Source organism: Dellaglioa kimchii, from assembly GCF_046115505.1.
Lineage (GTDB): Bacteria > Bacillota > Bacilli > Lactobacillales > Lactobacillaceae > Dellaglioa > Dellaglioa kimchii.
Genome location: NZ_CP170736.1, coordinates 757,345 through 780,873, shown reverse-complemented (window position 1 = coordinate 780,873; position 23,529 = coordinate 757,345). Strand labels below are relative to the sequence as shown.

The window sequence follows — 23,529 nt, the reverse complement described above, 5'->3', positions numbered from 1 at the left end:
TTGATGATGCGGAGGTGGACTTTTATGGGATCTATAACAACCGTATTAATCCTCGCTATCATCGCTATTATTGCTTTAGTTGTTGGAATTTTTATTGGAATTGCATATAGAAAGTCAAATTTCGAAAAAACACTTGATGTCGCAACGCATACGGCTGAAGGTATTTTAAAAAGTGCAAAGAAAGATGCTGAGACTCAGAAAAAAGAAGCTGTTTTAGAGGCTAAAGAAGAAAGTCAAAGTTATCGTGATAAAATAGACAATGAGTTAAAGGAACGACGTTCAGAAATTCAAAAGCAAGAAAATCGAGTAATTCAACGTGAAGAAACTTTAGATCGTAAAGATGGCGCACTAGATAAACGAGAACAAACGCTTGAGAACAAAGAGAAAAAAGTAACGTCTGACCAAAAACTTGTTGACACAAAACAACAAGAAGCTACTTCACTGATTCAGGCACAACAAGAAGAACTTGAAAGAGTTGCTTCTCTAACACAAACACAAGCACAGACTATTATTATGGACGATACGAAAGAATCATTAAGTCATGAACGAGCTGTTATGATTAAGGAAAGTGATAAGCAAGCTAAATCAGAAGCTGATCGTAATGCTAAAGATTTAGTTGCTCAAGCTATTCAAAGAAGTGCAGCTGACATGGTATCTGAAACAACTGTTTCATTAGTTACCTTGCCAAATGATGAAATGAAAGGCCGTATTATTGGCCGCGAAGGACGTAACATTCGAACATTAGAGACCTTAACAGGGATTGATTTAATTATCGATGATACGCCAGAAGCAGTCGTTTTAAGTGGTTTTGATCCAATTCGTCGTGAAATTGCCAAAATGACTCTTGAAAAATTAATTCAAGATGGTCGGATTCATCCGGCACGAATCGAAGAAATGGTTGAAAAATCACGTAAAGAAATGGATGAAAAAATTCGTGAGTTAGGTGAACAAACAACCTTTGATCTCGGACTTCATACAATTCATCCTGATTTAATTAAAACAATTGGTCGATTAAATTATCGTACAAGTTATGGTCAGAATGTGTTAAGCCATTCTATTGAAGTTGCCAAAATAGCAGGTGTGTTAGCCGCTGAATTGGGTGAAGATGTTACATTAGCAAAACGCGCAGGATTGTTACATGATATTGGTAAAGCAGTTGATCATGAAGTTGATGGTTCACATGTGGAAATTGGACTTGAATTAGCTAAGAAGTATAAAGAAAATGATGTTGTCATCAACACCATAGCTTCACATCATGGTGATGTTGAAGCTAAATATACTATTGCTATTCTTGTTGCAGCGGCAGATGCCGTTTCAGCTGCAAGACCAGGCGCACGAAGTGAATCGTTAGAAAATTATATTCATAGACTTGAAAAACTTGAAGATATTACACATGAATTTAAAGGTGTACAGAAAAGTTATGCAATTCAAGCTGGTCGTGAAGTACGTGTTATTGTCACGCCAAATGAAGTTAATGATATTCAAGCAACTGTCTTAGCTCGAGATATTAAAAACAGAATTGAAGATGAACTCGAATACCCAGGACATATTAAAGTGACTGTCGTTCGGGAAACAAGAGCAATTGAGTATGCTAAATAAAAAAATGATGATTTAAGATTAATTTCTTAAATCATCATTTTTTGTCTATTAAAAAGAAAAAATGTTAAACTAGTTTTATATATAAGAAAAGAGGACAACCATGCGTTTATTATTTGTCGGAGATGTCGTTGGCGATTCAGGTCAACAAATGATTAAAGAGTATTTACCAAAACTAAAAAGAAAATTTCACCCACAGGCTACCATTGTAAATGGTGAAAATGCAACAAAAGGTAGAGGTATTAATGAATCTGTCTACAAAGCATTCCTTCAAACAGGTGCTGATGTTGTAACAATGGGTAACCATACTTGGGATAACAGAGATATTCAAGATTTTATTGGTGGTGCAAAGAAATTAATTAGACCAGCCAACTTTTCAGCCAACCAAGTGCCTGGAATTGGACATACAATTATTAATATTAATCAGCAAAAATTAGCTGTGATTGATTTGCAAGGGCGTGTTTTTATGTCTCCTTCAGACGATCCGTTTGCAGTTGTTCAAGATATTTTAGAAGAAGTTAAAAAAGAGACTGATTTTATTTTCATTGATTTTCATGCTGAAACAACGAGTGAAAAAGAAGCTATAGCATGGTTTTTAGATGGTCAAGTGTCTGCAGTAGTCGGTACGCATACACATGTGCCTACTAATGATGCGCGTATTTTACCTAAAGGAACTGCCTTTATGTCAGATGTTGGTATGACAGGACCATACGATGGTATTTTAGGGATGAAACGTGAAAATGTAATCGGTCGCTTTTTATCGCAAATGCCAACACGATTTGAAGTGGATGAAACAGGTCGTAAAACGTTATCTGCTTGTGTGATAGACATTGATGACAAAACGGGACATGCTAAAAAGATATTCCCTGTATTAATTAATGATGACCATCCTTTTATGGATTAATTTAGAGATAGGAGGGCATCTCGACTATGCCGCAAAAAACAAAACTAACGCCAATGATGATACAATATTTTGACATTAAAGCACAGTATCCTGATGCTTTTTTGTTTTATCGTCTTGGCGATTTTTATGAACTATTTTATGATGATGCTGTTAAAGGGTCACAATTACTCGAATTAACGTTAACGACACGTAATAAAAAAGCTGATGATCCTATTCCAATGTGTGGCGTACCGCACCATGCTGCTCAAAATTATATCGATATTTTAGTTGAAAAAGGATATAAAGTTGCAATATGTGAACAAGTTGAAGATCCTAAATTAGCTCAAGGTATGGTTAAACGTGAAGTTATTCAGCTTGTAACACCGGGAACAACGATGGATAACGGTGCGAAGGAGTCTAAAGAAAATAATTATTTAACAGCTATTATAGAAGACAATAGTAGCTTTGGATTTGCTTATGTTGATTTATCAACAGGTGAATTGAAAACAAGTCGCTTAGATGATTTAGATAATTTAATTAATGAAATAATGAGTTTAAGAACTAAAGAAATCGTGATTAATGATAGTTTGTCTGATTCAACAATTGAAACATTAGAAAAACTAAATATTATGCTTTCTAAACAAGAAATTGTTGAAAATCATGCTGAATCAAGTTATGCAATTCAAGATTTAACAGATTCACTAGAAATCTCGGTTGTAACTGACTTGTTAACGTATCTTTCAGTTACACAAAAACGAAGTTTAGATCACTTACAAAAAGCAGTTCATTATGAGCCTGATTTTTTCTTGAAAATGGATCATTATTCAAAATATAATTTAGAATTAATGCAAAATATTCGAACAGGCAAAAAACAAGGAACATTATTGTGGCTATTAGATGATACAAAAACAGCTATGGGTGGTCGTTTACTTAAACAGTGGATTGATAGACCTCTTATTAATTATGCTGAAATTTTAGACCGTCAAAATAAAGTTGATTTATTGATTAACCATTATTTTGAAAGAAGCACGTTACAAGAAGAGTTAGTTAAAGTTTATGATTTAGAAAGATTGGCAGGACGTGTCGCTTTTGGTAGCGTAAATGGGCGAGATTTAGTTCAACTTAAATTATCGCTTAGACAGGTTCCTAAAATTAAATATGTTTTAGACGAAATTGACGATGGTACTTTTTCCGATGTTATCAATAAATTAGATCCAGTCGATGATATATCTAATTTAATTGAACGTGCTATTGTTGATGAACCGCCATTATCTGTGACAGATGGACACCTTTTTAAACCGGGGTATAATGATCAGTTAGATATTTATCAAGATGCAATGAAAAATGGTAAACAATGGTTAGCTGAGATGGAAGCCAAAGAAAGAGATTTAACCGGGATTAAAAATCTTAAAATTGGATTTAACCGTGTTTTTGGTTATTTTATTGAAGTGACAAAATCTAATATCATTAATGTTCCCAAAGATCGTTATGAACGGAAGCAAACGTTAACTAATGCAGAACGTTATATCACACCTGAATTGAAAGAGCGCGAAAGTATTATTTTAGGTGCCGAGAGTAAAGCAACGGATTTAGAATATAAATTATTTGTCGAAATTAGAGATATTGTTAAAAAATCAATTGAACGATTACAGATATTAGCTCAAGGAATTGCTACGTTAGACGTTTTACAAAGTTTCGCAGTTGTTAGTGAAGACTCACATTTTGTGAAACCACAATTATTAAAAGAAGGTCATCAGTTGGATATCACAGCTGGTTGGCATCCTGTAGTTGAAAAGGTGATGGGCAAACAAAGCTATATACCAAATGATGTTAGAATGCCTGAAACACTTGATATTTTATTGATTACAGGACCTAATATGTCAGGTAAAAGTACGTACATGCGTCAATTAGCTTTAACAGTTGTGATGGCTCAAGTCGGTTGTTTTGTACCTGCAGAGGCGGCTAAAATGCCAATATTTGACCAGATATTTACTCGGATTGGTGCAGCAGATGATTTAATTTCAGGCCAAAGTACGTTTATGGTCGAAATGAAAGAAGCTAATCAAGCCTTAGAAAATGCGACTGAGAATAGTTTAATCTTATTTGATGAACTTGGTAGGGGAACGGCAACTTACGATGGTATGGCACTCGCACAAGCGATTATTGAGTATGTGGATAAACATGTACATGCCAAAACCCTCTTTTCAACACATTATCACGAATTAACGATACTTGAAGAAACCGTTAGTTCTTTAAAAAATGTCCATGTAGGTGCTATTGAAGAAAATGGTGAATTAATTTTCTTACATAAAATTCAAGAAGGACCTGCAGATAAATCTTATGGGATTCACGTTGCTAAATTGGCGGGAATGCCAGCAGAATTATTAAGCCGCGCAACATTAATTTTAGATGATTTAGAGCTAAAAAATAAACAAGCAGATAGTAAAAAAGAATTACCAACAACTATCAATGAAGATGATACACAGTTATCTTTATTTGTTAACGAAGACTTGTCAAAGGACCAGTTAGCAGTTGTGGATGAACTTAAAGCACTTAACTTGATGAATATGACGCCAAGAGATATTATGAACGTTTTATATGATTGGCAAGAAAAATTGAACGGATAGAACTGAAGGTGAATGAATGACAAAAATAATTGAACTGCCCACAATTTTAGCGGATCAAATAGCTGCTGGTGAAGTGGTCGAAAGACCTGCATCTGTTGTAAAAGAACTAGTTGAAAATGCGATTGATGCGAATGGGACACAAGTAGATGTAGTTGTTGAGGAAGCTGGGCTTAAATTAATTCAAGTCATTGATAACGGAGATGGCATTGAGGCATCCCAACTGAAGAATGCTTTTAAACGTCATGCTACAAGTAAGATTACTTCAAGAGAAGATTTATTTAAAATTAGTACGTTAGGATTTCGTGGTGAAGCTTTACCTAGTATTGCATCAGTTGCTAAAGTGACTTTGAATACAGCTATCGAGGGACAACCTGGGGCTGTTATCGCTGTTAACGGTGGTGAGGTAGTGGATGAAAAATCATCTGCTAGTCGTAAAGGAACAGAAATAACTGTTTCTGATTTATTTTACAATACGCCTGCTCGGTTAAAATATGTAAAGTCTTTGCAAACTGAAATGTCAATTATTAGCGATATGATGAACCGACTAGCAATGAGTCATACAAATATTTCGTTTTCTTTAACACATGATGGTAAAGAAGTCTTGAGAACAACTGGAAATGGCCAATTAAAACAAACCATTTCAGCTATCTATGGGGTCAAAAGTGCACGCCAAATGCTTGAATTTAATGGCCATGATTTAGATTTCAAGATTAGTGGTTATACATCGCTACCAGAATTAACGCGTGCTGGCCGACAGTTTATATCTATTTTAATAAATGGGCGTTATGTAAAAAATATTAATTTAAATAAAGCAATCATTAAAGGATATGGATCAAAATTAATGGTTGGACGCTATCCAATTACAATTTTGAATATTCAATTAGATCCCATGCTAGTTGATGTGAATGTTCACCCAACTAAACAGGAAGTAAGATTGAGTAAAGAACCAGAATTAACTGAACTTATAAAAAAGATTATCTATGAACGTATTGCTGAAGAAAATTTAATTCCGGAAGCATTAGAAAATTTAAGTTCTAAGAAACGTGAAAAAATAGATACGGATCAATTGCAATTTGATTTGAATGAAGCCTCAAGTAAATATCAAGCTAAGCCTAAATTCTCATCAATACAAACCAATGCAGTAACAAGTGGTAAAGCTAAGATTACAATTGGCGAAAATTTAAATCATTTATCAAAGAATATTGAACCAATCTCAATTCAAGTTGCTGAACAATTGGATTCGAAACGTGTTAGCGCATTTGAGAGACAGTATACTAATGAAATTAATGTGACACCATTTTCTGTTGTTAAGCCAGATGAAACAGGCGATGTACAAAAAGAGAATGATGAAGAAACAGCTGTTACAAAAAAGAGTGAACAGCGATTTCCTGATTTAAAATATATTGGTCAAATGCATGGGACCTATTTATTTACTGAATCAGAAGATGGGTTATATATATTAGACCAACATGCTGCACAGGAACGCATTAATTATGAGTTTTATCGTAAACAAATTGGTGACGTTTCTAGTGATTTGCAAAATTTATTGGTACCGATTGTTCTAGAATATACAGTAAGTGAAGCTATGATTATTACTGAACATACTGATATATTGGAAAAAATCGGACTCATTCTTGAACCCTTTGGACAAAATAGTTTCATTATTAGACAGCATCCAACCTGGTTTAAAGAAGGACAAGAAGAAAGTACGATTCGAGAAATGATTGATTACTTACTTGCAGACGGAAAAATAGTGATTGCTGAATTTAGAGAGAAAGCGGCTATTATGATGAGTTGTAAGAGAGCAATCAAAGCAAATCATCACCTAGATGATCGACAAGCTAAGGCATTGATAAGAGAGCTAAAAAATGTTGGAAATCCATTTAATTGTCCACATGGACGACCAGTTTTAGTTCATTTTTCCAATCAAGACATGGAACACTTCTTTAAACGGATTCAAGATTCACATCAAACCGGTCATGAGGGTTAGGCTAAGAATCAATTATTGCCAAATATTTGGTAGTAATTGATTTTTTTGTGAGGAAAGCGATGACTGTATAAATAAGTGGTCTATGGTACACTATTAAAAGTAGATTCATGTAGATTAGGAAAAGTGGGAAAATAATATGTATGAGTATTTTATGGGCCAGATAACGGCTGTAACACCTTTTTATCTTGTTTTAGAAGTTAATGGAATAGGTTATCAAATTTTTGTTGCTAACCCATTTAGATACCAAGAAGATCCAAAAAAAGTTGTTAAAATTTTTGTTTATCAGGCCATTCGTGAAAATGATATGACGCTATTTGGTTTTTACGATTTAGATGAAAAAAAATTATTTGAAAAATTATTGAATGTTTCAGGAATTGGTCCTAAGAGTGCGCTTGCAATTTTAGCCAATGATGATCATCGTGGATTAGTTAATGCAATTAATACAGAAGATGTTAGTTATTTAATTAAATTCCCAGGTGTTGGTAAAAAAACAGCACAACAAATCGTGCTTGATTTAAAAGGTAAATTAGATGATATTGAAGGTCAAGTAACCACAATGCCAGGACAACAATCGCTTGATTTCATTCCGGCACAAGCATCACCATTTATGAAAGAAAGTCTTGAAGCTTTATCTGCTTTAGGATATTCTCAACGTGAGATTAAGGCTATTAGTAAGAATCTAGAATCATTCGAAGCAGACTCAACGGATGCTTATCTACGAGAAGGCTTAAAATTATTAATGAAAAAATAAAAGGAGGTTGATAAAATGACAGAACAACGGATTATTTCGAATGAACCGGAAGATAATCAGGAAGAATCCATTGAAAAGTCACTTCGTCCCCAATTTTTATCACAATACATTGGTCAAGATAAGGTTAAAAATGAATTAAGTGTGTATATCCAAGCTGCTAGACAACGTGAAGAGGCACTTGATCATGTATTGTTATATGGACCACCTGGATTAGGTAAAACGACACTTGCAATGGTTATTGCCAACGAAATGCAAGTGCAAATTAAAACAACTAGTGGACCAGCAATTGAAAAATCTGGAGATCTTGTGGCACTTTTAAATGAATTACAACCTGGTGATGTCTTATTTATTGATGAAATTCATCGGTTACCTAAAATGGTTGAAGAAATGTTGTATTCAGCAATGGAAGACTTTTTTGTAGATATTGTTGTTGGACAAGGTCCAACTGCACATCCCGTTCATTTTCCATTACCACCATTCACCTTGATTGGTGCAACAACACGGGCGGGACTTCTATCAGCACCGCTACGAGATCGATTTGGGATTGTTGAACATATGGCTTATTATAATCAATCTGATTTGCAAGAAATTGTCATTCGATCAGCAGATATTTTCAATACAAAAATTGAAGAAAGTGGCGCTCATGAGTTAGCTCGGCGCTCACGTGGGACACCACGAATTGCGAATCGCTTATTAAAAAGAGTTCGTGATTTTGCAGAAGTTTCTGACCAAAGTGAAATTAACCAAGCAACGGCTGATCATGCGTTAAATTTACTTGCTGTGGATAACCGTGGATTAGATGAAACAGATCGCAAACTTTTAGAGACTATGATTGATTTCTATCAAGGTGGTCCAGTTGGGTTGAGTACGTTAGCAGCCAATATAGGGGAAGAAACAGAGACCATCGCTGAAATGGTTGAACCTTATTTAATGCAAATTGGCTTTATAAAACGAACACCAAGAGGGCGAGTTGCAACAATGGAAGCTTACGAACATTTGAATCGACCTTATGACTTTAACGAGAATAAATAGAGAAGGATGACAATATTTTGATTAAACAACTAAGTACTGAAGATTTTGATTATGAATTACCTCAAGAATTAATTGCGCAAACACCCTTAGAAGAACGTGATACATCTCGGATGTTAATCTTGGATCATGAGACAGGTGAAATCAAGGATGATTATTTCTATAATGTAATTGACCAATTAAATGCTGGGGACGCTCTTGTGATGAATGATTCACGTGTCATGCCTGCCAGAATTCATGGAATTAGACCTGATACTGGTGGTCATATTGAAGTATTACTATTGAATAATACGGATGGTGATAACTGGGAGACGTTAGTAAAGCCAGCTAAAAAAATGAAAGTTGGTTCTGTGATTAGCTTTGGTGATGGCCGCTTAACGGCAACTATCATTGAAGAGTTGGAACATGGCGGCCGAATGATTCGTTTTGAATATGATGGTATATTTATGGAAATTCTGAATGAACTTGGTGAAATGCCACTGCCTCCTTATATTAAAGAAACGCTTGAAGATCAAGAAATGTATCAAACGGTTTATTCAAAGGAAGTTGGATCGGCAGCAGCGCCTACAGCTGGATTACATTTTACAAATGAATTATTAGAAAAGATTGAAGCTAAAGGGGTTCATCTTGTTTATTTAACGTTACATGTTGGATTAGGGACATTTAGACCTGTTAGTGAAACGAATATTGCAGACCATAAAATGCATAGTGAATTTTATCGTTTAACTGAGGATGCAGCTCAACAATTAAATGACGTTCGTAAATCAGGTGGTAAAATTATTGCGACAGGAACAACCACAATTCGGACACTTGAAACAATTGGCTCAAAATTTAAGGGCACTATTCAAGCTGACAGTGGTTGGACGGAAATTTTCATTAAACCAGGATATGAATTCAAAGTTGTTGAAGGATTTATAACTAATTTTCATTTACCAAAATCAACATTAGTAATGTTGGTTGCAGCATTTACTGGAAGAGAAAATATTTTAAACGCTTATAAACATGCAGTTGATTCTAAATATCGATTCTTTAGTTTCGGCGATGCAATGTATATTAAATAGGATGGAGAATTAATAATGGTAGAGCCTGCAATTAAGTATCGGTTAATCAAAAAAGACAAACGGACAGGTGCCAGACTTGGTGAAATTATTACACCTCACGGAACTTTCCCAACACCAATGTTTATGCCCGTAGGTACATTAGCATCTGTTAAATCAATGGCACCTGAAGAATTAGACGAACTTGGTGCTAATATTATCTTATCAAACACCTATCATTTATGGTTGCGCCCTGGTGAAGATGTCGTACAAGAAGCTGGTGGGTTACATAAATTTATGAATTGGGATAAAGGTATTTTGACTGATTCAGGTGGCTTTCAAGTATTTTCATTAGCAAAAATGCGTGATATTAGCGAGGAAGGCGTCAAATTTAGAAGTCATCTAAACGGAGAAAAATTATTCTTATCACCAGAAAAAGCGATTCATATAGAAAATGCTTTAGGTGCAGACATTATGATGAGTTTTGATGAATGTCCACCATTTTCTGAAAGTTATGACTATATTAGCAAATCAGTTGATCGGACAAGTCGCTGGGCTGAAAGAGGACTTGAAGCTCATTTGAATCCGAAAGAACAAGCTTTATTTGGAATTGTTCAAGGTGGCGGTCATCGAAATTTGAGAGAACGAAGTGCACGTGATTTAGTTTCAATGGACTTCCCTGGTTATTCAATAGGTGGTTTATCGGTAGGGGAATCAAAAGCTGAAATGAACCGTGTTTTAGATTTCACAACACCATTGTTACCAGAAGACAAGCCACGATATCTAATGGGTGTTGGTTCAGCTGACGCCTTGATTGACGGGGTGTTACGTGGAATTGATATGTTTGACTGTGTGTTACCAACGCGTATTGCTAGAAATGGGACAACAATGACTTCAATGGGCCGTGTTGTTGTGAAAAATGCGAAATATGAACGAGACTTTAGACCATTAGATGAAAACTGTGATTGTTATACATGTAAGAATTATACGCGTGCTTATTTACGTCACCTGATTAAAGCAGATGAAACATTTGGTATTCGTTTAACTAGTTATCATAATTTGTATTTTTTAACACACTTAATGGCTGATGTTCGTCAAGCTATTATGGATGACAACTTATTAGAATTTCGTGAAGCATTTTTTGAACAATATGGATTTTATGATAAAAATCCTAAGAATTTTTAAATTTTTTTGAATAACTGTGGTGTTCAGTCAATAAGTTTGATACCCTTGTGTAGTAAGAAAAAAGAAATAGAGGTGACTTATTAATGCAATATAGTAGTATTTTAATGATTGTGGCTTTATTCGTCTTGATGTATTTCATGATGATTCGTCCACAAAAAAAACAACAACAAAAACAACAAGATATGATGAACCAATTAAAACCTGGGGATGCAGTAGTAACTATTGGTCGTTTACACGGCGTTATTGATAGTTTTGATGAAGAGGCAAAAACTGTTACACTTGATTGTGACGGTATTTTCTTAACATTTGAACGTTCAGCAATCGCACGTGTCCTTCCTGCCGCAGTTAAAGTAGAACCAGCAGCTGCAGTTAAAGAAGAAACAACTACTGATGCAGTTATTGAAACAAAAACTGAAGAAGATAAATTCTCTTCTGACGAAAAATAATTATTTTCAAGTATTAACTTTGAGCTAATCAAAGTTAATACTTTTTTTATTGTCTAGTTTAAGACCAACTTTCTTGTTTATTTTACTAATAAAATGTAAACTTATATTATTGATTTTACTAATAAAGAGGACTGAAACCTCAAAAACGAGAGTGGTGTGGAATAATGGAAACTCAACAAAAGGCCTTATTTATTATCTTTGGCGGAACCGGTGATTTAGCAAAGCGAAAATTGTATCCATCTCTTTTCAAACTATTTGAAAAAGGATTTTTAGATGCTAATTTTGCTGTAATTGGGACTGCAAGACGTCCTTGGACAGATGTTTTTTATCAAAACGTTGTTACTGAATCTTTAGTTAATGTTAGCGATGATGCTAATAAAATTGCTGATTTCGTATCACATTTTTATTATCAATCACATGATGTCACTGATGTTGCGCATTATATAACTTTAAAAAAATTAGCAGATAAACTTGATGAAAAATACCAAATTGAGGGTAACCGTATGTTCTACTTGGCAATGTCACCTCAATTTTTTGGTACGATTGCGACTCATTTAGGGTCACAAAATTTAGTAACTAAAAATGGATTTAACCGTTTAATTATTGAAAAACCATTTGGTCGCGATTTTGAAAGTGCTAAAAAGTTAAATGATGAAATTACAAATACCTTTGATGAAGATCAAATATTTAGAATTGATCATTATTTAGGTAAAGAAATGATTCAAAATATTCCAGCAATTCGCTTTGGTAATATTATTACGCAAACATTGTGGAATAATAAATATATTGATAATATTCAATTAACGTTGAGTGAATCATTAGGTGTTGAAGAACGTGGTGGGTACTATGAAACGAGTGGTGCTATGCGTGATATGTTCCAAAATCATATTATGCAAGTCGTCTCATTATTAACAATGGACATGCCAAAAGAATTTGTTGCATCAGAAATTCGTAAAGAAAAATTAAAGGCTTTAAAAGCAATTCGTATCTTAAAACCTGATGAAGTTAATAAAAACTTTGTTCGTGGACAATATGGTGCAAATGAGGCAGGAACCGAAAAGGCTTATCGTGAGGAAAAACAGATTTCACCTGATTCAATGATTGAAACATTTATTGCTGGTCGTTTAATGATTGATAATGATCGTTGGGCTGGTGTGCCAGTTTATGTTCGAAGTGGTAAACGTCTTGTCGAGAAAAATACTGAAATCAATATTGTTTTTAAAAATGTTGAAAAAAATATTTTCGGAACAAGTGCTGAACATGAACATTTAGGCAAAGATGTATTAACAATTACAGTTGAACCTGATGAACGATTTAGATTGACGATTAATACTAAAGAAATTGGGCAAGGGTTTAACACAAATAAAACGAATTTAGATTATGTTAATTCACCTGAAACAAAAGCTAAAACACCAGAAGCATACGAAAAGTTAATTTTGGATGCTTTAGATGGAAATGCAATTAATTTTGCTCATTGGAATGAAGTTGCTAAGGCATGGAATGTAGCCGATGTGATTTTAGAGACATGGAATAACGATAACGATGATAAAACGGTATTCCCTAACTATTTAAGTGGCTCGATGGGTCCAACGGCTTCAGATAAATTGTTAACAGATGATGGTAATTACTGGATTTACGATCCTAAAAAGTAAAAGACGTTAGTCCCTCGGTATTAATCGAGGTAACTCTTGCATGATAATTTTTAATTATTTAGGGAAATATTATTTTGATAGACAAAATATAAGAATATTTATAGTATGAAAGCGATTTTAAAAATATAAATTTATAAGGAGAGTAATGATGAATAAAATTATTATAGATGAAGATTTTTGGAACATCTTTCCAGATGCACAAATTAATATTATGCTTTTAAAAGATATAGATAATCACCCTAAAGAAAATCAAACCGATTTTTATGATAACATGCTTGAACAAGCTGGGGATAAAGCTCAAAAATATTTAACAAATGAATCATTCAAAGACAATTTAGTCGTGGCTAATTGGCGTGAAGCATACCAAAATTTTAAGAAGAAAAAAGGTGCCCGTTCATCAATTGAAGCTTTACTTAAACGAGTTGATCAAGGTAAAGGTGTGGGTTCAATAAATCCACTTGTTGATTTATATAATAGTATTTCATTAGAGTATGGTGTGCCTGTTGGTGGTGAAGATACAGATGCTATCAAAGGAGATCTTCATTTAGGTGTTGCTAAAGGTGGAGAAGCTTTTTATCCTTTAGGTGATGATAAAAATGAACCAGCTCTGCTTGGCGAAGTTTTATATTATGATGATGATGGAGCAGTTTGCAGATGCTTAAATTGGCGAGATGGTAAAAGAACAATGTTAACAGATGATACAAAAAATGCTGTTATGGTAATGGAATCTGTCAATAAAGAACAGAATGAAATTATTGATGAGGCAATGTTACAATTACAAAAGTCTATTAAAGATAATCTTAATGTAGAAGGTAAAATTTTTAAATTAAATAAGAATAATTCCGTTATAGGTGAATAATATGAAGTACCTCATAATTGTTAAACATAAGTTTAACGATAATGAGGTATTTTTATATCATATTATCAAGTGGGCTTAAATAATGTTGGCGGTTACTAACATCTTTGAGAAAACTAAACATATATTTAGTTTTGATTAAATGGCATAAAGCTAATAGAAATTGGAATTATGGGTTTATTGTTAATGGAGAATAAAGAGCAATTAATTTGAAAAGGAACGTGCGTTCGTGTAAAATTATATGAAAAGGATGTGGGACTAATGGCTGAATTAAATGGTATTACAATAGACGATAATTTATTAAAAAGAAAAATTATCCATGTCGATATGGATGCTTTTTATGCGTCAATTGAAGAGCGTGAACATCCTGAATTTATTGGACAACCATTAGTTATTGCTCAGGATCCTAGAAAAAATGGTGGTCGCGGTGTTGTCGCTACAGCAAATTATGAGGCAAGAAAATTAGGTATTCATTCTGCTATGGCGGCTCAAGAAGCTTATGAAATTTGTCCAAAAGCTATCTTCAAATCGCCTGATTTTACACTATATAAAGAAGTTTCAAGACAGCTTCATGAAATATTTCATGAATATACAGAAATGATTGAGCCAATCGCATTTGATGAAGCCTATCTTGATATTACACAGAATAAAAAAGAAATTAAAAGTGCTATTCAAGCAGCGCACATGATTCAAAGAGAAATATATCAAAAATTACATTTAACCTGTTCAACTGGTGTTTCTTATAATAAATTTTTAGCAAAATTAGCGTCTGATTATAATAAACCGGCTGGAATGACGTTAATTCTGCCAGAAGATGTCATTCCTTTTTTATCTGAATTGCCAATTGGTAAATTTAGAGGCGTAGGCAAAAAAACTGAACCTAAAATGATTGATCAAGGTATCCTTACTGGAAAAGAATTATTAGAAAAATCTGAAGTTGAATTAATTCAACAATTTGGTAAATTAGGTTACTTCTTATATAAACGAGTACGTGGTGTTGATGATCGGCCAGTCGAGTGGCAAAGAGAGAGAAAATCGATTGGTAGCGAGCGAACATACGGTAAGTTATTGATGACAACGGATGAAGTTGAAACACAACTTAGGTATATTGCACATTTAGTTTCAGAAACATTGAGTAAACAACAAAAACATGGGAAAACGTTAGTCATTAAAGTTCGCTATCAAGATTTTACAACGTTAACAAAAAGATTAACATTGGAAGAATTTATTCGTAATGATGCAGCAACTATTTATTTTTATGGACGACAGATTTTTGACGATATTTTGGGTGCAGAAAAGGGAATCAGGTTACTTGGATTAACAATGACAAATTTAGCACCAATTGGTTTTGAAAATATGAAACTACCATTATTTGGGAAAAAAGACACAAAACAGCCTTTGTAATTGGCCTCAATAACCGTTATACTTAAGAGCAACTTTGGAAACGAAAGAAGACTAAACATGAAAATTACATGGCTTGGACAATCTAGTATTCAAATTGTGACTGACGATAAGTTGACAATTTTAATTGATCCATTCATTAAGGATAATCCGTTAGTTAAAACGACTATTGAAGAATTAAATCCAGATTATATTTTAGTGACGCATGCACACTACGATCATGTGGGTGATACAATTGAGTTAGCAAAAAAATCAGGGGCTAAAGTCGTTACAATCAACGACTTAGCTAATTATTTTGAAGATGAAGGTTTAATTGTTGAGCCCTTAAATTTTGGTGGTCAGCTTAAATTACCTTTCGGTTCGGTAAAACTTATTCCCGCGTGGCATACTGCTGCCTTGGTAATTGAGGGTACAGCGAGAACATTAGGTGTTGCTGCAGGGTTTGAAATGCATATTGATGGAAAAGTCTTGTATCATGCAGGAGATACGGCTTTATTTTCAGATATGAAATTAGTTAATCATATGGAACCAGTTGATTTAGCATTTTTACCAATTGGTGATACTTATACAATGGGTTTAGAAGATGCTGCAATTGCAGCTGAATTCGTACAGGCAAAAAAAGTTGTTCCAATTCATTACAATACGTTTAGCAAAATTGAACAAAATCCAGTTGAATTTGTTCAATTATTGAATGATGGTGTGGGGATTATTCCCGAGATTGATATTCCATTTGAGTTCTAAGAAGGAGTCATTTAAGTGAAAATTGAGTTAGAAATTTTAAAAAAAATTAAACAATTTGATACGATTATTATTCATCGTCATCAAAGCCCGGACCCTGATGCAATTGGATCTCAATCTGGGTTAGCAGCAATTATTCGTGCCAGTTTTCCTGACAAAAAGGTTTATCAAGTTGGTGCACCCTCAGCTGGATTAGCGTGGATTAGCGATCAAGATGAAATTTCTGACGAGACGTATAATAATGCACTCGTTATCGTAATTGATACGGCTAATCGTCCAAGAGTTGAAGATGATCGATATACAAGTGGTGCCTACCTAATTAAATTAGATCATCATCCCAATGAAGACGTTTATGGTGATTTAGTTTGGGTGAAAACAAATGCATCAAGTAGTTCTGAATTAGTTATGGATTTAGTTGATGGCGTTGGTGGAGAACTTGTAGTTACTGATGATGCGGCTAGGATGTTATACGCCGGAATTGTTGGCGATACAGGCCGATTCATGTATTCAGCAACAACCGCACATACGATGCAAGTGGTTGCTGAATTAATGACCTATCATTTTTCAACTACTAAAATAAACCAAAAAATGGACAATATTACCGCAGGTGTAGCTAAGTTATCAGGATATGTATATGATAATTTAGTTATTACAGAACATAAAGCAGCATATGTCATATTGACACATGACTATCTAGATTCAATAGAGTTGGGCGATGCTGGTTCATCTCAAATTGTACCTTTACCAGGTAAAATTATTGAAGTTCAATGTTGGGCAATTTTTGTGCAGCAAAAGGATGGTAGCTATCGCGTTCGATTACGATCAAAAGGTCCTGTAATCAATCAGTTAGCAAAAGAGCATGATGGTGGTGGACATCCCATGGCCAGTGGTGCAAGAGCCAAAGACCAAGCAGAGTACGAAGAAATAGTTAAATCACTTGATGATTTAGCTAAGACATATACGGGAGAATAAAATGCCAGAAAATTTTAAAAATTTTGGATTGAAATCGTATCTTTTAAAAGCGATTGAAGCAATTCATTTTAATGTACCAACAGAAGTTCAACAACGATTAATACCAGTTGTTTTAAAGGGTAAAAGCGTTGTAGGTCAATCACAAACGGGTAGTGGTAAAACACATACTTTCCTATTACCAATCTTTAATCAACTTGATCCTTCAAATAATACGGTTCAAGCAGTTATTACGACACCAAGTCGTGAACTTGCTTACCAAATTTATGAAGCTGCTAAGCAATTGGCAGAATTTAGTCCCGAACCTATTCATATTCAAAATTATGTTGGTGGGACAGATAAACAACGTCAAATCGATAAATTAAGTAGAAGACAACCACAAATTGTTATTGGGACACCTGGACGTATTGCTGATTTAATGAGCAGTAACGCTTTAGATATTCATAATGCATCAACTTTAGTTGTAGATGAAGCAGATATGACACTTGATTTAGGCTTTTTGAAAGAAACTGATCAAATTGCATCTGCATTACCTTCTGATCTTCAAATGATGGTTTTTTCAGCAACTATTCCACAAAAATTACAACCATTTTTAAAGAAATATATGAAGAACCCGGTAGTTGAAGAAATTGCAGCTAAATCAGTTATTAGTGATACGATTGAAAACTGGATTATTCCAACGAAGGGTCATGATCGTAATGAAGTTATTTATCAATTAATTACGATGGGACAACCATATATCGCACTTATTTTTGCAAATACAAAAACACGTGTTGATGAAATTGTTGAGTATTTACGTGGTAAGAATTTAAAAGTTGCTAAAATTCATGGTGATGTGCCAGCTCGTGAACGAAAACGTGTCATGAAAGAAGTTCAAAATTTAGATTTTCAATATGTTGTCGCAACTGATTTGGCAGCGCGTGGAATTGATATTGAGGGTGTCTCACATGTCATAAATGATGATATTCCAAATGATTTAGAATTCTTCATTCATCGTGTTGGACGTACTGGTCGTAACGGTTTGAGTGGTATTGCGATGACGTTATATGAACCAAATGAAGAAAATAAAATTGCTGAGTTAGAAGCAATGGGTATTAAATTTGCACCTAAAGATATTAAAAAAGGTGAAATCGTTGATTCTTATGATCGTAACCGTCGTGAAAATCGTAAACAAACCAAAGATCCTTTAGCTCCAGTAATCAAAGGAATGGTTAAAAAAGAGAAGAAAAAACGTAAACCTGGATACAAGAAAAAGATTCAAAAAGCAATTAAACGTAAAGACCAAATGGATCGCCGAGTTAACAGAAAACAAAATCGTAAAGAGTCGTAAGCTTAATTTGACAATTTGAGTCGATTTCAATATAATTTTTATTAGAAACAGGGATAAATTTAAATAGCCTAACAGAAACATTTCATTTGCTGAGAGAAATGATTATTTAAAAAGCTGCCTTGTGCTAAGTATTAATAGAATGACGTCCACTCAACGTTATCGAGTTTAAGAGGTAAACGACTAAAACATCGTTGCAAGTAAGGTGGTACCGCGCTATAAGCGTCCTTACTCGCAGCGGTGTTTTTTGCTTAAAAATAGAAGGGAAGTCACACTTATGAAAAAAATGACTAGTACTGAAATACGCCAAATGTATTTAGATTTCTTTAAAGAAAAAGGCCATACAATTGAACCTAGTGCCTCATTACTACCTGTAGATGATCCTACATTACTGTGGATCAATTCCGGTGTCGCAACTTTAAAAAAATATTTTGATGGATCAGTTGTACCAGAAAATCCTAGAATTACGAATGCCCAAAAAAGTATTCGTACGAATGATATTGAAAATGTTGGTAAAACAGCACGTCATCATACGTTATTCGAAATGTTAGGTAATTTCTCAATTGGGGATTATTTTAAACCAGAAGCAATTAATTGGGCTTGGGAACTATTAACAAGTGAAAAATGGTTCGCATTTGATGCTGAAAGACTATACGTTACTGTTTATCCAAAAGATTTGGAAGCAAAACGTATCTGGTTAGAAGAAGTTAAGTTACCAAAGGATCATCTAGTAGAAGTAGAAGATAATTTTTGGGATATTGGACAAGGACCTAGTGGACCTGATACAGAAATTTTTTATGATCGTGGACAAAGTTTTAATAACTTAGCTGAAGACGATCCTGAAAATTATCCTGGTGGCGAAAATGAACGTTATCTAGAAGTTTGGAATATCGTGTTCTCTGAATTTAATCACACACCTGAAAACACTTATGAACCACTACCTCATCAAAACATTGATACAGGGATGGGCTTAGAACGTGTTGTTTCGATTTTCCAAAATGCAAAAACTAATTTTGAAACAGACTTATTCTTACCATTAATTGATGCAACTGAAAAAATGAGTAATAATAAAAAATATGATGATAATGCCCAAGATGATATTTCATTTAAGGTTATTGCAGATCATGCGCGTGCAATTTCATTCGCCATTGGTGATGGAGCGCTGCCTTCTAATGAAGGACGTGGCTATGTTATTCGTCGATTAATTCGTCGTGCAGTAATGCATGGCCAAAAATTAGGGATAGAAGGTTCATTTTTAACGCAACTTGTACCTGTTGTTGGTAATATTATGAAGGATTATTATCCAGAAGTTTTAGAGCAATCAGAGTATATTTCTAAAATTGTTCGTTCTGAAGAAGAACGATTTAATGAAACGTTAAAAGATGGATTGCAGTTATTAAACAATCTTATTTTAACGACTAAAAAGGAAAATAAAGTAGAGTTATCTGGTGCTGGCGTCTTTAAATTGTATGATACTTATGGTTTCCCATTTGAATTAACGAAAGAATATGCTGAAGATGAAGGATTATCTGTAGATCAAGTAGGTTTTAACACTGAAATGCAACAGCAGAAGGATCGTGCTCGTGCTGCGCGTAGTAATGCTAAATCAATGGGTGTTCAAAATGGTATGTTAACAGATATTAAAACAATTAGTGAATATGTTGGTTATACACAAGCTAATGTGGATGACGCCAAAGTGGTTGATTTAATTGTGGATAACAAATTAGTAGATAACATAAAACCAGGTGACAACGCCCAAGTTATTTTTTCAAAAACACCATTTTACGCTGAAATGGGTGGACAAGTTGCTGATAAAGGAACTGTCAAAGATACAGAAGGTAATGTTATTGCTGAAGTAGAAGAGGTTCAACATGCCCCTAATGGACAAAATTTACATGCTATTAAAGTTCTTGCACCAATGCAAAAGGACCAATTAGTGACACTAGAAATTAATCAAGATTTCCATAAAAAAGTTGAAAAAAATCATACGGCAACTCATTTACTTGATCAAGCATTGAGAGATGTTCTAGGCGAACATACACATCAAGCTGGGTCATTAGTCGAACCCACATATCTACGTTTTGATTTTACAAATATTGGTTCTGTTTCAGAGAAACAGTTAAAACAAGTAGAAAAAATTGTTAATGATAAAATTTGGGCTGAGTTAGCTGTTGAAACTGTCGAAACAGATATTGAATCTGCTAAGAATATGGGAGCTATTGCTTTATTCTCAGAAAAATATGGAAAAATTGTGCGAGTGGTGAAAATTGGCGATTATTCAATTGAATTCTGTGGTGGTACGCATGTTTCAAATACGAGTGAAATTGGCTTATTTAAAATCATTTCTGAATCAGGTGTTGGTGCCGGCGTTCGTCGTATCGAAGCCGTAACTTCTAAAGAAGCTTTTGATTTCTTAAACGGACGTAGTGAGCTCTTAGAAACAGTAGCACAACAAGTAAAAGTAAACAAAGTCGCAGAAGTTTCAAATAAAATTGAACAATTACAAAGTGCTTTAAAAATAAGTGAACAACAAATTCAAGCGTTTGAAGATAAAATTGCCAGCCAACAAGCTGGGGATGTTTTCAAAAATAAACAAGAAATTAATGGTAAAACGTTAATTGCAGCAAAAGTTTCTGTTTCAGGGATGTCTCAGTTACGTCAGTTGGCTGACCAATGGAAGACACAAGAATTATCAGATGTTTTGGCTATTGGAACAACAAGTGATGACGGTAAAGTCAATTTAATTACGGCAGTTAGTGCTGATGGTATTAAATCGGGATTAAAAGCAGGTGATTTAATTAAGACGATTGCGCCACTTGTTGGCGGTGGCGGCGGTGGCCGACCAGACTTAGCTCAAGCAGGTGGTAAAAATCCAGCAGGTTTAACTGATGCAATCAAAGAAGCAGCAAATTGGTTAAATAATCAAACCAAATAATAATTAAAGGAGTATTTATCTAATAATAAATAGATGAATACTCTTTATTATATTACGGCTTGATTACATCAGCCTGTTTTGATTGTCGAATGGCCCATTTTTTAGTAGAATAGAACTAGGTTAATAAATTGATGGGGGTGCCACGTTATGAGTTCATTAGATAAAACAATGTTCTTTAATTTTGACGAAAGTAATAAAAAAGATGTCCACGATACATTGGTAACTGTTTACCAATCATTAGAAGAAAAAGGGTACAACCCTATTAACCAGATTGTTGGCTATTTGTTATCGGGCGATCCTGCTTATATTCCTAGATTTAATGACGCACGTAATTTAATTAGAAAATATGAACGTGATGAAATTGTTGAAGAGTTAGTTAAAAATTACTTAAATACAGAAGAAAAGTAGGAAATTAAATGAGATTAATGGGCTTGGATATTGGTTCAAGAACGGTCGGCGTTTCAATGAGCGATTTATTAGGATGGACTGCCCAAGGCGTTGAAATTATTCGTATTAATGAAGACAGAAGTGACTTTGGTATTGAACGTGTCAAAGAATTGGTTACAGAGTATGAAGTAACTGGCTTTGTACTCGGATTACCCAAAAATATGAACAACTCATTAGGACCTCGTGCTGAAGCTGCGCAAAAGTACGGTGAGTTATTAGTTGAAACTTTTGGCTTACCAATTGATTTTCAAGATGAACGGTTGACAACTGTTGAGGCAGAACGTATGCTTGTTGAACAGGCTGATACATCAAGAAAAAAAAGAAAAAAAGTTATTGATAAACTTGCTGCAAGCCTAATTTTACAGAACTATTTAGATGGTAAAGGCAAATTAACTAAAGAATAAAGTGAGGTCACAATATGAATAATGAAGAAGAAAACCAACAGATTACATTAGTAGATGATAATGGTAATGAAACACTTTTTGAAGTTCTGTTTACCTTCGAATCTGATGATTACAATAAATCATATATTATGCTTTATCCACTTGGCTCAGAAGCTGATGAAGAGGTTGAAATTCAAGCTTACTCATTTAGTCCTAATGAGAATGGTGAAGCAACTGAAAGTGATTTAGAACCAATCGAAGACGATGATGAATGGGATATGGTAGAAGAAGTTTTGAATACCTTCCTTTCAGATGAAAGTATGCAATAGAAGATTATTTAAAAAGTTGAGCCAAATTGGTTTAACTTTTTTATTTTGTTTTAAATTATATATTATGGACTGTGATACGCGTATCTCTTTTGATCAATTCGTGGTAAAATTATTTTTAAATGATTAAATGTAAGGAGGGTGTTCATTGGAAAATCAAAAGAATAGATATAAGACTAAAATCGGTAAAAAAGTGTATACCATTATTGGATCAGAATCAGACACACACATGGACGCCGTAGCAACATTGGTGAAAAATGAATTTCAATCAGTGAAGGACATGCTACCTGAGATAGATGATGAACAAGTAGCGATATTAGTAGCTATCAACGCAGTTTCAGATCAAATTAAATTACAAGAAAAATTAAATGAACTTAATGGTGAAACACAAGTAAAGGAGTAATATTATGACAGTGTCTTTAATTGTTATCTTTTTATTAATTGTGTCGTTTTTTAACGGTTATAGAAAAGGATTAGTATTAACGCTTTTGAGAATTGTAGGATTTATCGCTATCTATTTATTTGCTAAAGTTTTAACAAATCCTGTTACTATTTGGCTGGGAGAACGTTTCCCTAAAATTATGGAGACTGATAAGACATCTATTACGAACCATCTTCAGACTAACTTTTATTCGATGATTGTATTTGCGGCTTTATTTGTGGTTGGCGGTATACTCATTAGAGGTATTATTAGAGTAATAAATTCTGTTACAAAATTACCAGTTATTCATCAGGTGAATTCACTAATTGGTGGGGTTCTGTCAGTTTTACTGATGTTTGTTTTTATTTTTATTGGGTTAATTATTTTGTCGGCTTGGCCTAATCAAAAAGTTAATGAAGCTGTTTTAGAATCGACAGTTGCTCAAAAAATACTAACAGATACGCCAACAATAGCTAAAAAAATGTTTATTACAAATGCATCATCTACAGATTAAATGTTAGGAGAATTAA

At 34.0% G+C, this 23,529-nt stretch carries 21 protein-coding genes; all 21 read left to right on the top strand.

The features are described 5' to 3' along the window. The first annotated feature begins 24 nt into the window (after nt 1-24). The 21 genes from rny to ACE83Q_RS03795 all read left to right on the top strand — a co-directional run bounded on the left by rny (nt 25) and on the right by ACE83Q_RS03795 (nt 23,513). Entirely contained in the window at nt 25-1,599 is a 1,575-nt protein-coding gene (gene rny / locus ACE83Q_RS03895; RefSeq protein WP_409021449.1) for a ribonuclease Y, read from the top strand. 100 nt (nt 1,600-1,699) lie between these two features. Then, nucleotides 1,700-2,500 (top strand): TIGR00282 family metallophosphoesterase, encoded by an 801-nt coding sequence (locus ACE83Q_RS03890; RefSeq protein WP_409021448.1) that lies wholly within the window; start codon nt 1,700-1,702, stop codon nt 2,498-2,500. Between the two features lie 26 nt (nt 2,501-2,526). Further along, a complete protein-coding gene (gene mutS / locus ACE83Q_RS03885) occupies nt 2,527-5,106 on the top strand; it encodes a DNA mismatch repair protein MutS (protein ID WP_409021446.1) in 2,580 nt (859 codons plus the stop codon). A gap of 16 nt (nt 5,107-5,122) precedes the next feature. Then, on the top strand, nt 5,123-7,096 hold the full coding sequence (mutL, locus tag ACE83Q_RS03880; protein ID WP_409021445.1) for a DNA mismatch repair endonuclease MutL: 1,974 nt from the start codon (nt 5,123-5,125) through the stop codon (nt 7,094-7,096). A 136-nt stretch (nt 7,097-7,232) separates the two neighbouring features. Beyond that, complete coding sequence (ruvA, locus tag ACE83Q_RS03875; RefSeq protein ID WP_409021444.1) at nt 7,233-7,847, top strand: Holliday junction branch migration protein RuvA; 615 nt, start codon at nt 7,233-7,235, stop codon at nt 7,845-7,847. Nucleotides 7,848-7,862: 15 nt separating this feature from the next. Next, complete coding sequence (gene ruvB, locus ACE83Q_RS03870) at nt 7,863-8,879, top strand: Holliday junction branch migration DNA helicase RuvB (protein ID WP_409021443.1); 1,017 nt, start codon at nt 7,863-7,865, stop codon at nt 8,877-8,879. A gap of 20 nt (nt 8,880-8,899) precedes the next feature. Further along, a complete protein-coding gene (gene queA, locus ACE83Q_RS03865; protein ID WP_409022807.1) occupies nt 8,900-9,937 on the top strand; it encodes a tRNA preQ1(34) S-adenosylmethionine ribosyltransferase-isomerase QueA in 1,038 nt (345 codons plus the stop codon). Between the two features lie 15 nt (nt 9,938-9,952). Further along, nucleotides 9,953-11,098, top strand: coding sequence for a tRNA guanosine(34) transglycosylase Tgt (tgt, locus tag ACE83Q_RS03860; RefSeq protein WP_409021442.1), 1,146 nt, complete (start codon nt 9,953-9,955; stop codon nt 11,096-11,098). An 83-nt stretch (nt 11,099-11,181) separates the two neighbouring features. Continuing rightward, nucleotides 11,182-11,544, top strand: coding sequence for a preprotein translocase subunit YajC (yajC, locus tag ACE83Q_RS03855; RefSeq protein ID WP_409021441.1), 363 nt, complete (start codon nt 11,182-11,184; stop codon nt 11,542-11,544). 164 nt (nt 11,545-11,708) lie between these two features. Then, nucleotides 11,709-13,196, top strand: coding sequence for a glucose-6-phosphate dehydrogenase (gene zwf / locus ACE83Q_RS03850; RefSeq protein WP_409021440.1), 1,488 nt, complete (start codon nt 11,709-11,711; stop codon nt 13,194-13,196). 148 nt (nt 13,197-13,344) lie between these two features. After that, nucleotides 13,345-14,055, top strand: coding sequence for a B3/4 domain-containing protein (locus ACE83Q_RS03845; protein WP_409021439.1), 711 nt, complete (start codon nt 13,345-13,347; stop codon nt 14,053-14,055). A gap of 258 nt (nt 14,056-14,313) precedes the next feature. Beyond that, nucleotides 14,314-15,456, top strand: a complete 1,143-nt coding sequence (gene dinB / locus ACE83Q_RS03840; protein ID WP_409021437.1) for a DNA polymerase IV — start codon at nt 14,314-14,316, stop codon at nt 15,454-15,456. Nucleotides 15,457-15,513: 57 nt separating this feature from the next. Continuing rightward, a complete protein-coding gene (locus ACE83Q_RS03835; protein WP_409021435.1) occupies nt 15,514-16,194 on the top strand; it encodes a metal-dependent hydrolase in 681 nt (226 codons plus the stop codon). Between the two features lie 15 nt (nt 16,195-16,209). Continuing rightward, nucleotides 16,210-17,163, top strand: coding sequence for a DHH family phosphoesterase (locus ACE83Q_RS03830; protein WP_409021434.1), 954 nt, complete (start codon nt 16,210-16,212; stop codon nt 17,161-17,163). A gap of 1 nt (nt 17,164) precedes the next feature. Next, nucleotides 17,165-18,490, top strand: coding sequence for a DEAD/DEAH box helicase (locus ACE83Q_RS03825; protein ID WP_409021433.1), 1,326 nt, complete (start codon nt 17,165-17,167; stop codon nt 18,488-18,490). Between the two features lie 274 nt (nt 18,491-18,764). After that, nucleotides 18,765-21,422, top strand: coding sequence for an alanine--tRNA ligase (alaS, locus tag ACE83Q_RS03820; protein ID WP_409021432.1), 2,658 nt, complete (start codon nt 18,765-18,767; stop codon nt 21,420-21,422). 147 nt (nt 21,423-21,569) lie between these two features. Then, nucleotides 21,570-21,830 (top strand): IreB family regulatory phosphoprotein, encoded by a 261-nt coding sequence (locus tag ACE83Q_RS03815; protein WP_409021431.1) that lies wholly within the window; start codon nt 21,570-21,572, stop codon nt 21,828-21,830. Nucleotides 21,831-21,838: 8 nt separating this feature from the next. Continuing rightward, complete coding sequence (gene ruvX / locus ACE83Q_RS03810; RefSeq protein WP_409021430.1) at nt 21,839-22,273, top strand: Holliday junction resolvase RuvX; 435 nt, start codon at nt 21,839-21,841, stop codon at nt 22,271-22,273. 14 nt (nt 22,274-22,287) lie between these two features. Beyond that, on the top strand, nt 22,288-22,581 hold the full coding sequence (locus ACE83Q_RS03805) for a DUF1292 domain-containing protein (RefSeq protein WP_409022780.1): 294 nt from the start codon (nt 22,288-22,290) through the stop codon (nt 22,579-22,581). A gap of 145 nt (nt 22,582-22,726) precedes the next feature. Beyond that, a complete protein-coding gene (zapA, locus tag ACE83Q_RS03800) occupies nt 22,727-22,981 on the top strand; it encodes a cell division protein ZapA (protein WP_409022779.1) in 255 nt (84 codons plus the stop codon). Between the two features lie 4 nt (nt 22,982-22,985). After that, nucleotides 22,986-23,513 (top strand): CvpA family protein, encoded by a 528-nt coding sequence (locus ACE83Q_RS03795; protein WP_409022778.1) that lies wholly within the window; start codon nt 22,986-22,988, stop codon nt 23,511-23,513. Nucleotides 23,514-23,529 lie beyond the last annotated feature (16 nt).

Coding starts and splice junctions, on each gene's coding strand:
- rny (WP_409021449.1), top strand. CDS start 25: ATGGGATCTATAACAACCGTATTAATCCTCGCTATCATCGCTATTATT.
- ruvX (WP_409021430.1), top strand. CDS start 21,839: ATGAGATTAATGGGCTTGGATATTGGTTCAAGAACGGTCGGCGTTTCA.
- ruvA (WP_409021444.1), top strand. CDS start 7,233: ATGTATGAGTATTTTATGGGCCAGATAACGGCTGTAACACCTTTTTAT.
- dinB (WP_409021437.1), top strand. CDS start 14,314: ATGGCTGAATTAAATGGTATTACAATAGACGATAATTTATTAAAAAGA.
- alaS (WP_409021432.1), top strand. CDS start 18,765: ATGAAAAAAATGACTAGTACTGAAATACGCCAAATGTATTTAGATTTC.
- ACE83Q_RS03795 (WP_409022778.1), top strand. CDS start 22,986: ATGACAGTGTCTTTAATTGTTATCTTTTTATTAATTGTGTCGTTTTTT.
- mutL (WP_409021445.1), top strand. CDS start 5,123: ATGACAAAAATAATTGAACTGCCCACAATTTTAGCGGATCAAATAGCT.
- ACE83Q_RS03825 (WP_409021433.1), top strand. CDS start 17,165: ATGCCAGAAAATTTTAAAAATTTTGGATTGAAATCGTATCTTTTAAAA.
- ACE83Q_RS03805 (WP_409022780.1), top strand. CDS start 22,288: ATGAATAATGAAGAAGAAAACCAACAGATTACATTAGTAGATGATAAT.
- mutS (WP_409021446.1), top strand. CDS start 2,527: ATGCCGCAAAAAACAAAACTAACGCCAATGATGATACAATATTTTGAC.
- ruvB (WP_409021443.1), top strand. CDS start 7,863: ATGACAGAACAACGGATTATTTCGAATGAACCGGAAGATAATCAGGAA.
- ACE83Q_RS03890 (WP_409021448.1), top strand. CDS start 1,700: ATGCGTTTATTATTTGTCGGAGATGTCGTTGGCGATTCAGGTCAACAA.
- ACE83Q_RS03815 (WP_409021431.1), top strand. CDS start 21,570: ATGAGTTCATTAGATAAAACAATGTTCTTTAATTTTGACGAAAGTAAT.
- tgt (WP_409021442.1), top strand. CDS start 9,953: ATGGTAGAGCCTGCAATTAAGTATCGGTTAATCAAAAAAGACAAACGG.
- ACE83Q_RS03835 (WP_409021435.1), top strand. CDS start 15,514: ATGAAAATTACATGGCTTGGACAATCTAGTATTCAAATTGTGACTGAC.
- zwf (WP_409021440.1), top strand. CDS start 11,709: ATGGAAACTCAACAAAAGGCCTTATTTATTATCTTTGGCGGAACCGGT.
- ACE83Q_RS03845 (WP_409021439.1), top strand. CDS start 13,345: ATGAATAAAATTATTATAGATGAAGATTTTTGGAACATCTTTCCAGAT.
- yajC (WP_409021441.1), top strand. CDS start 11,182: ATGCAATATAGTAGTATTTTAATGATTGTGGCTTTATTCGTCTTGATG.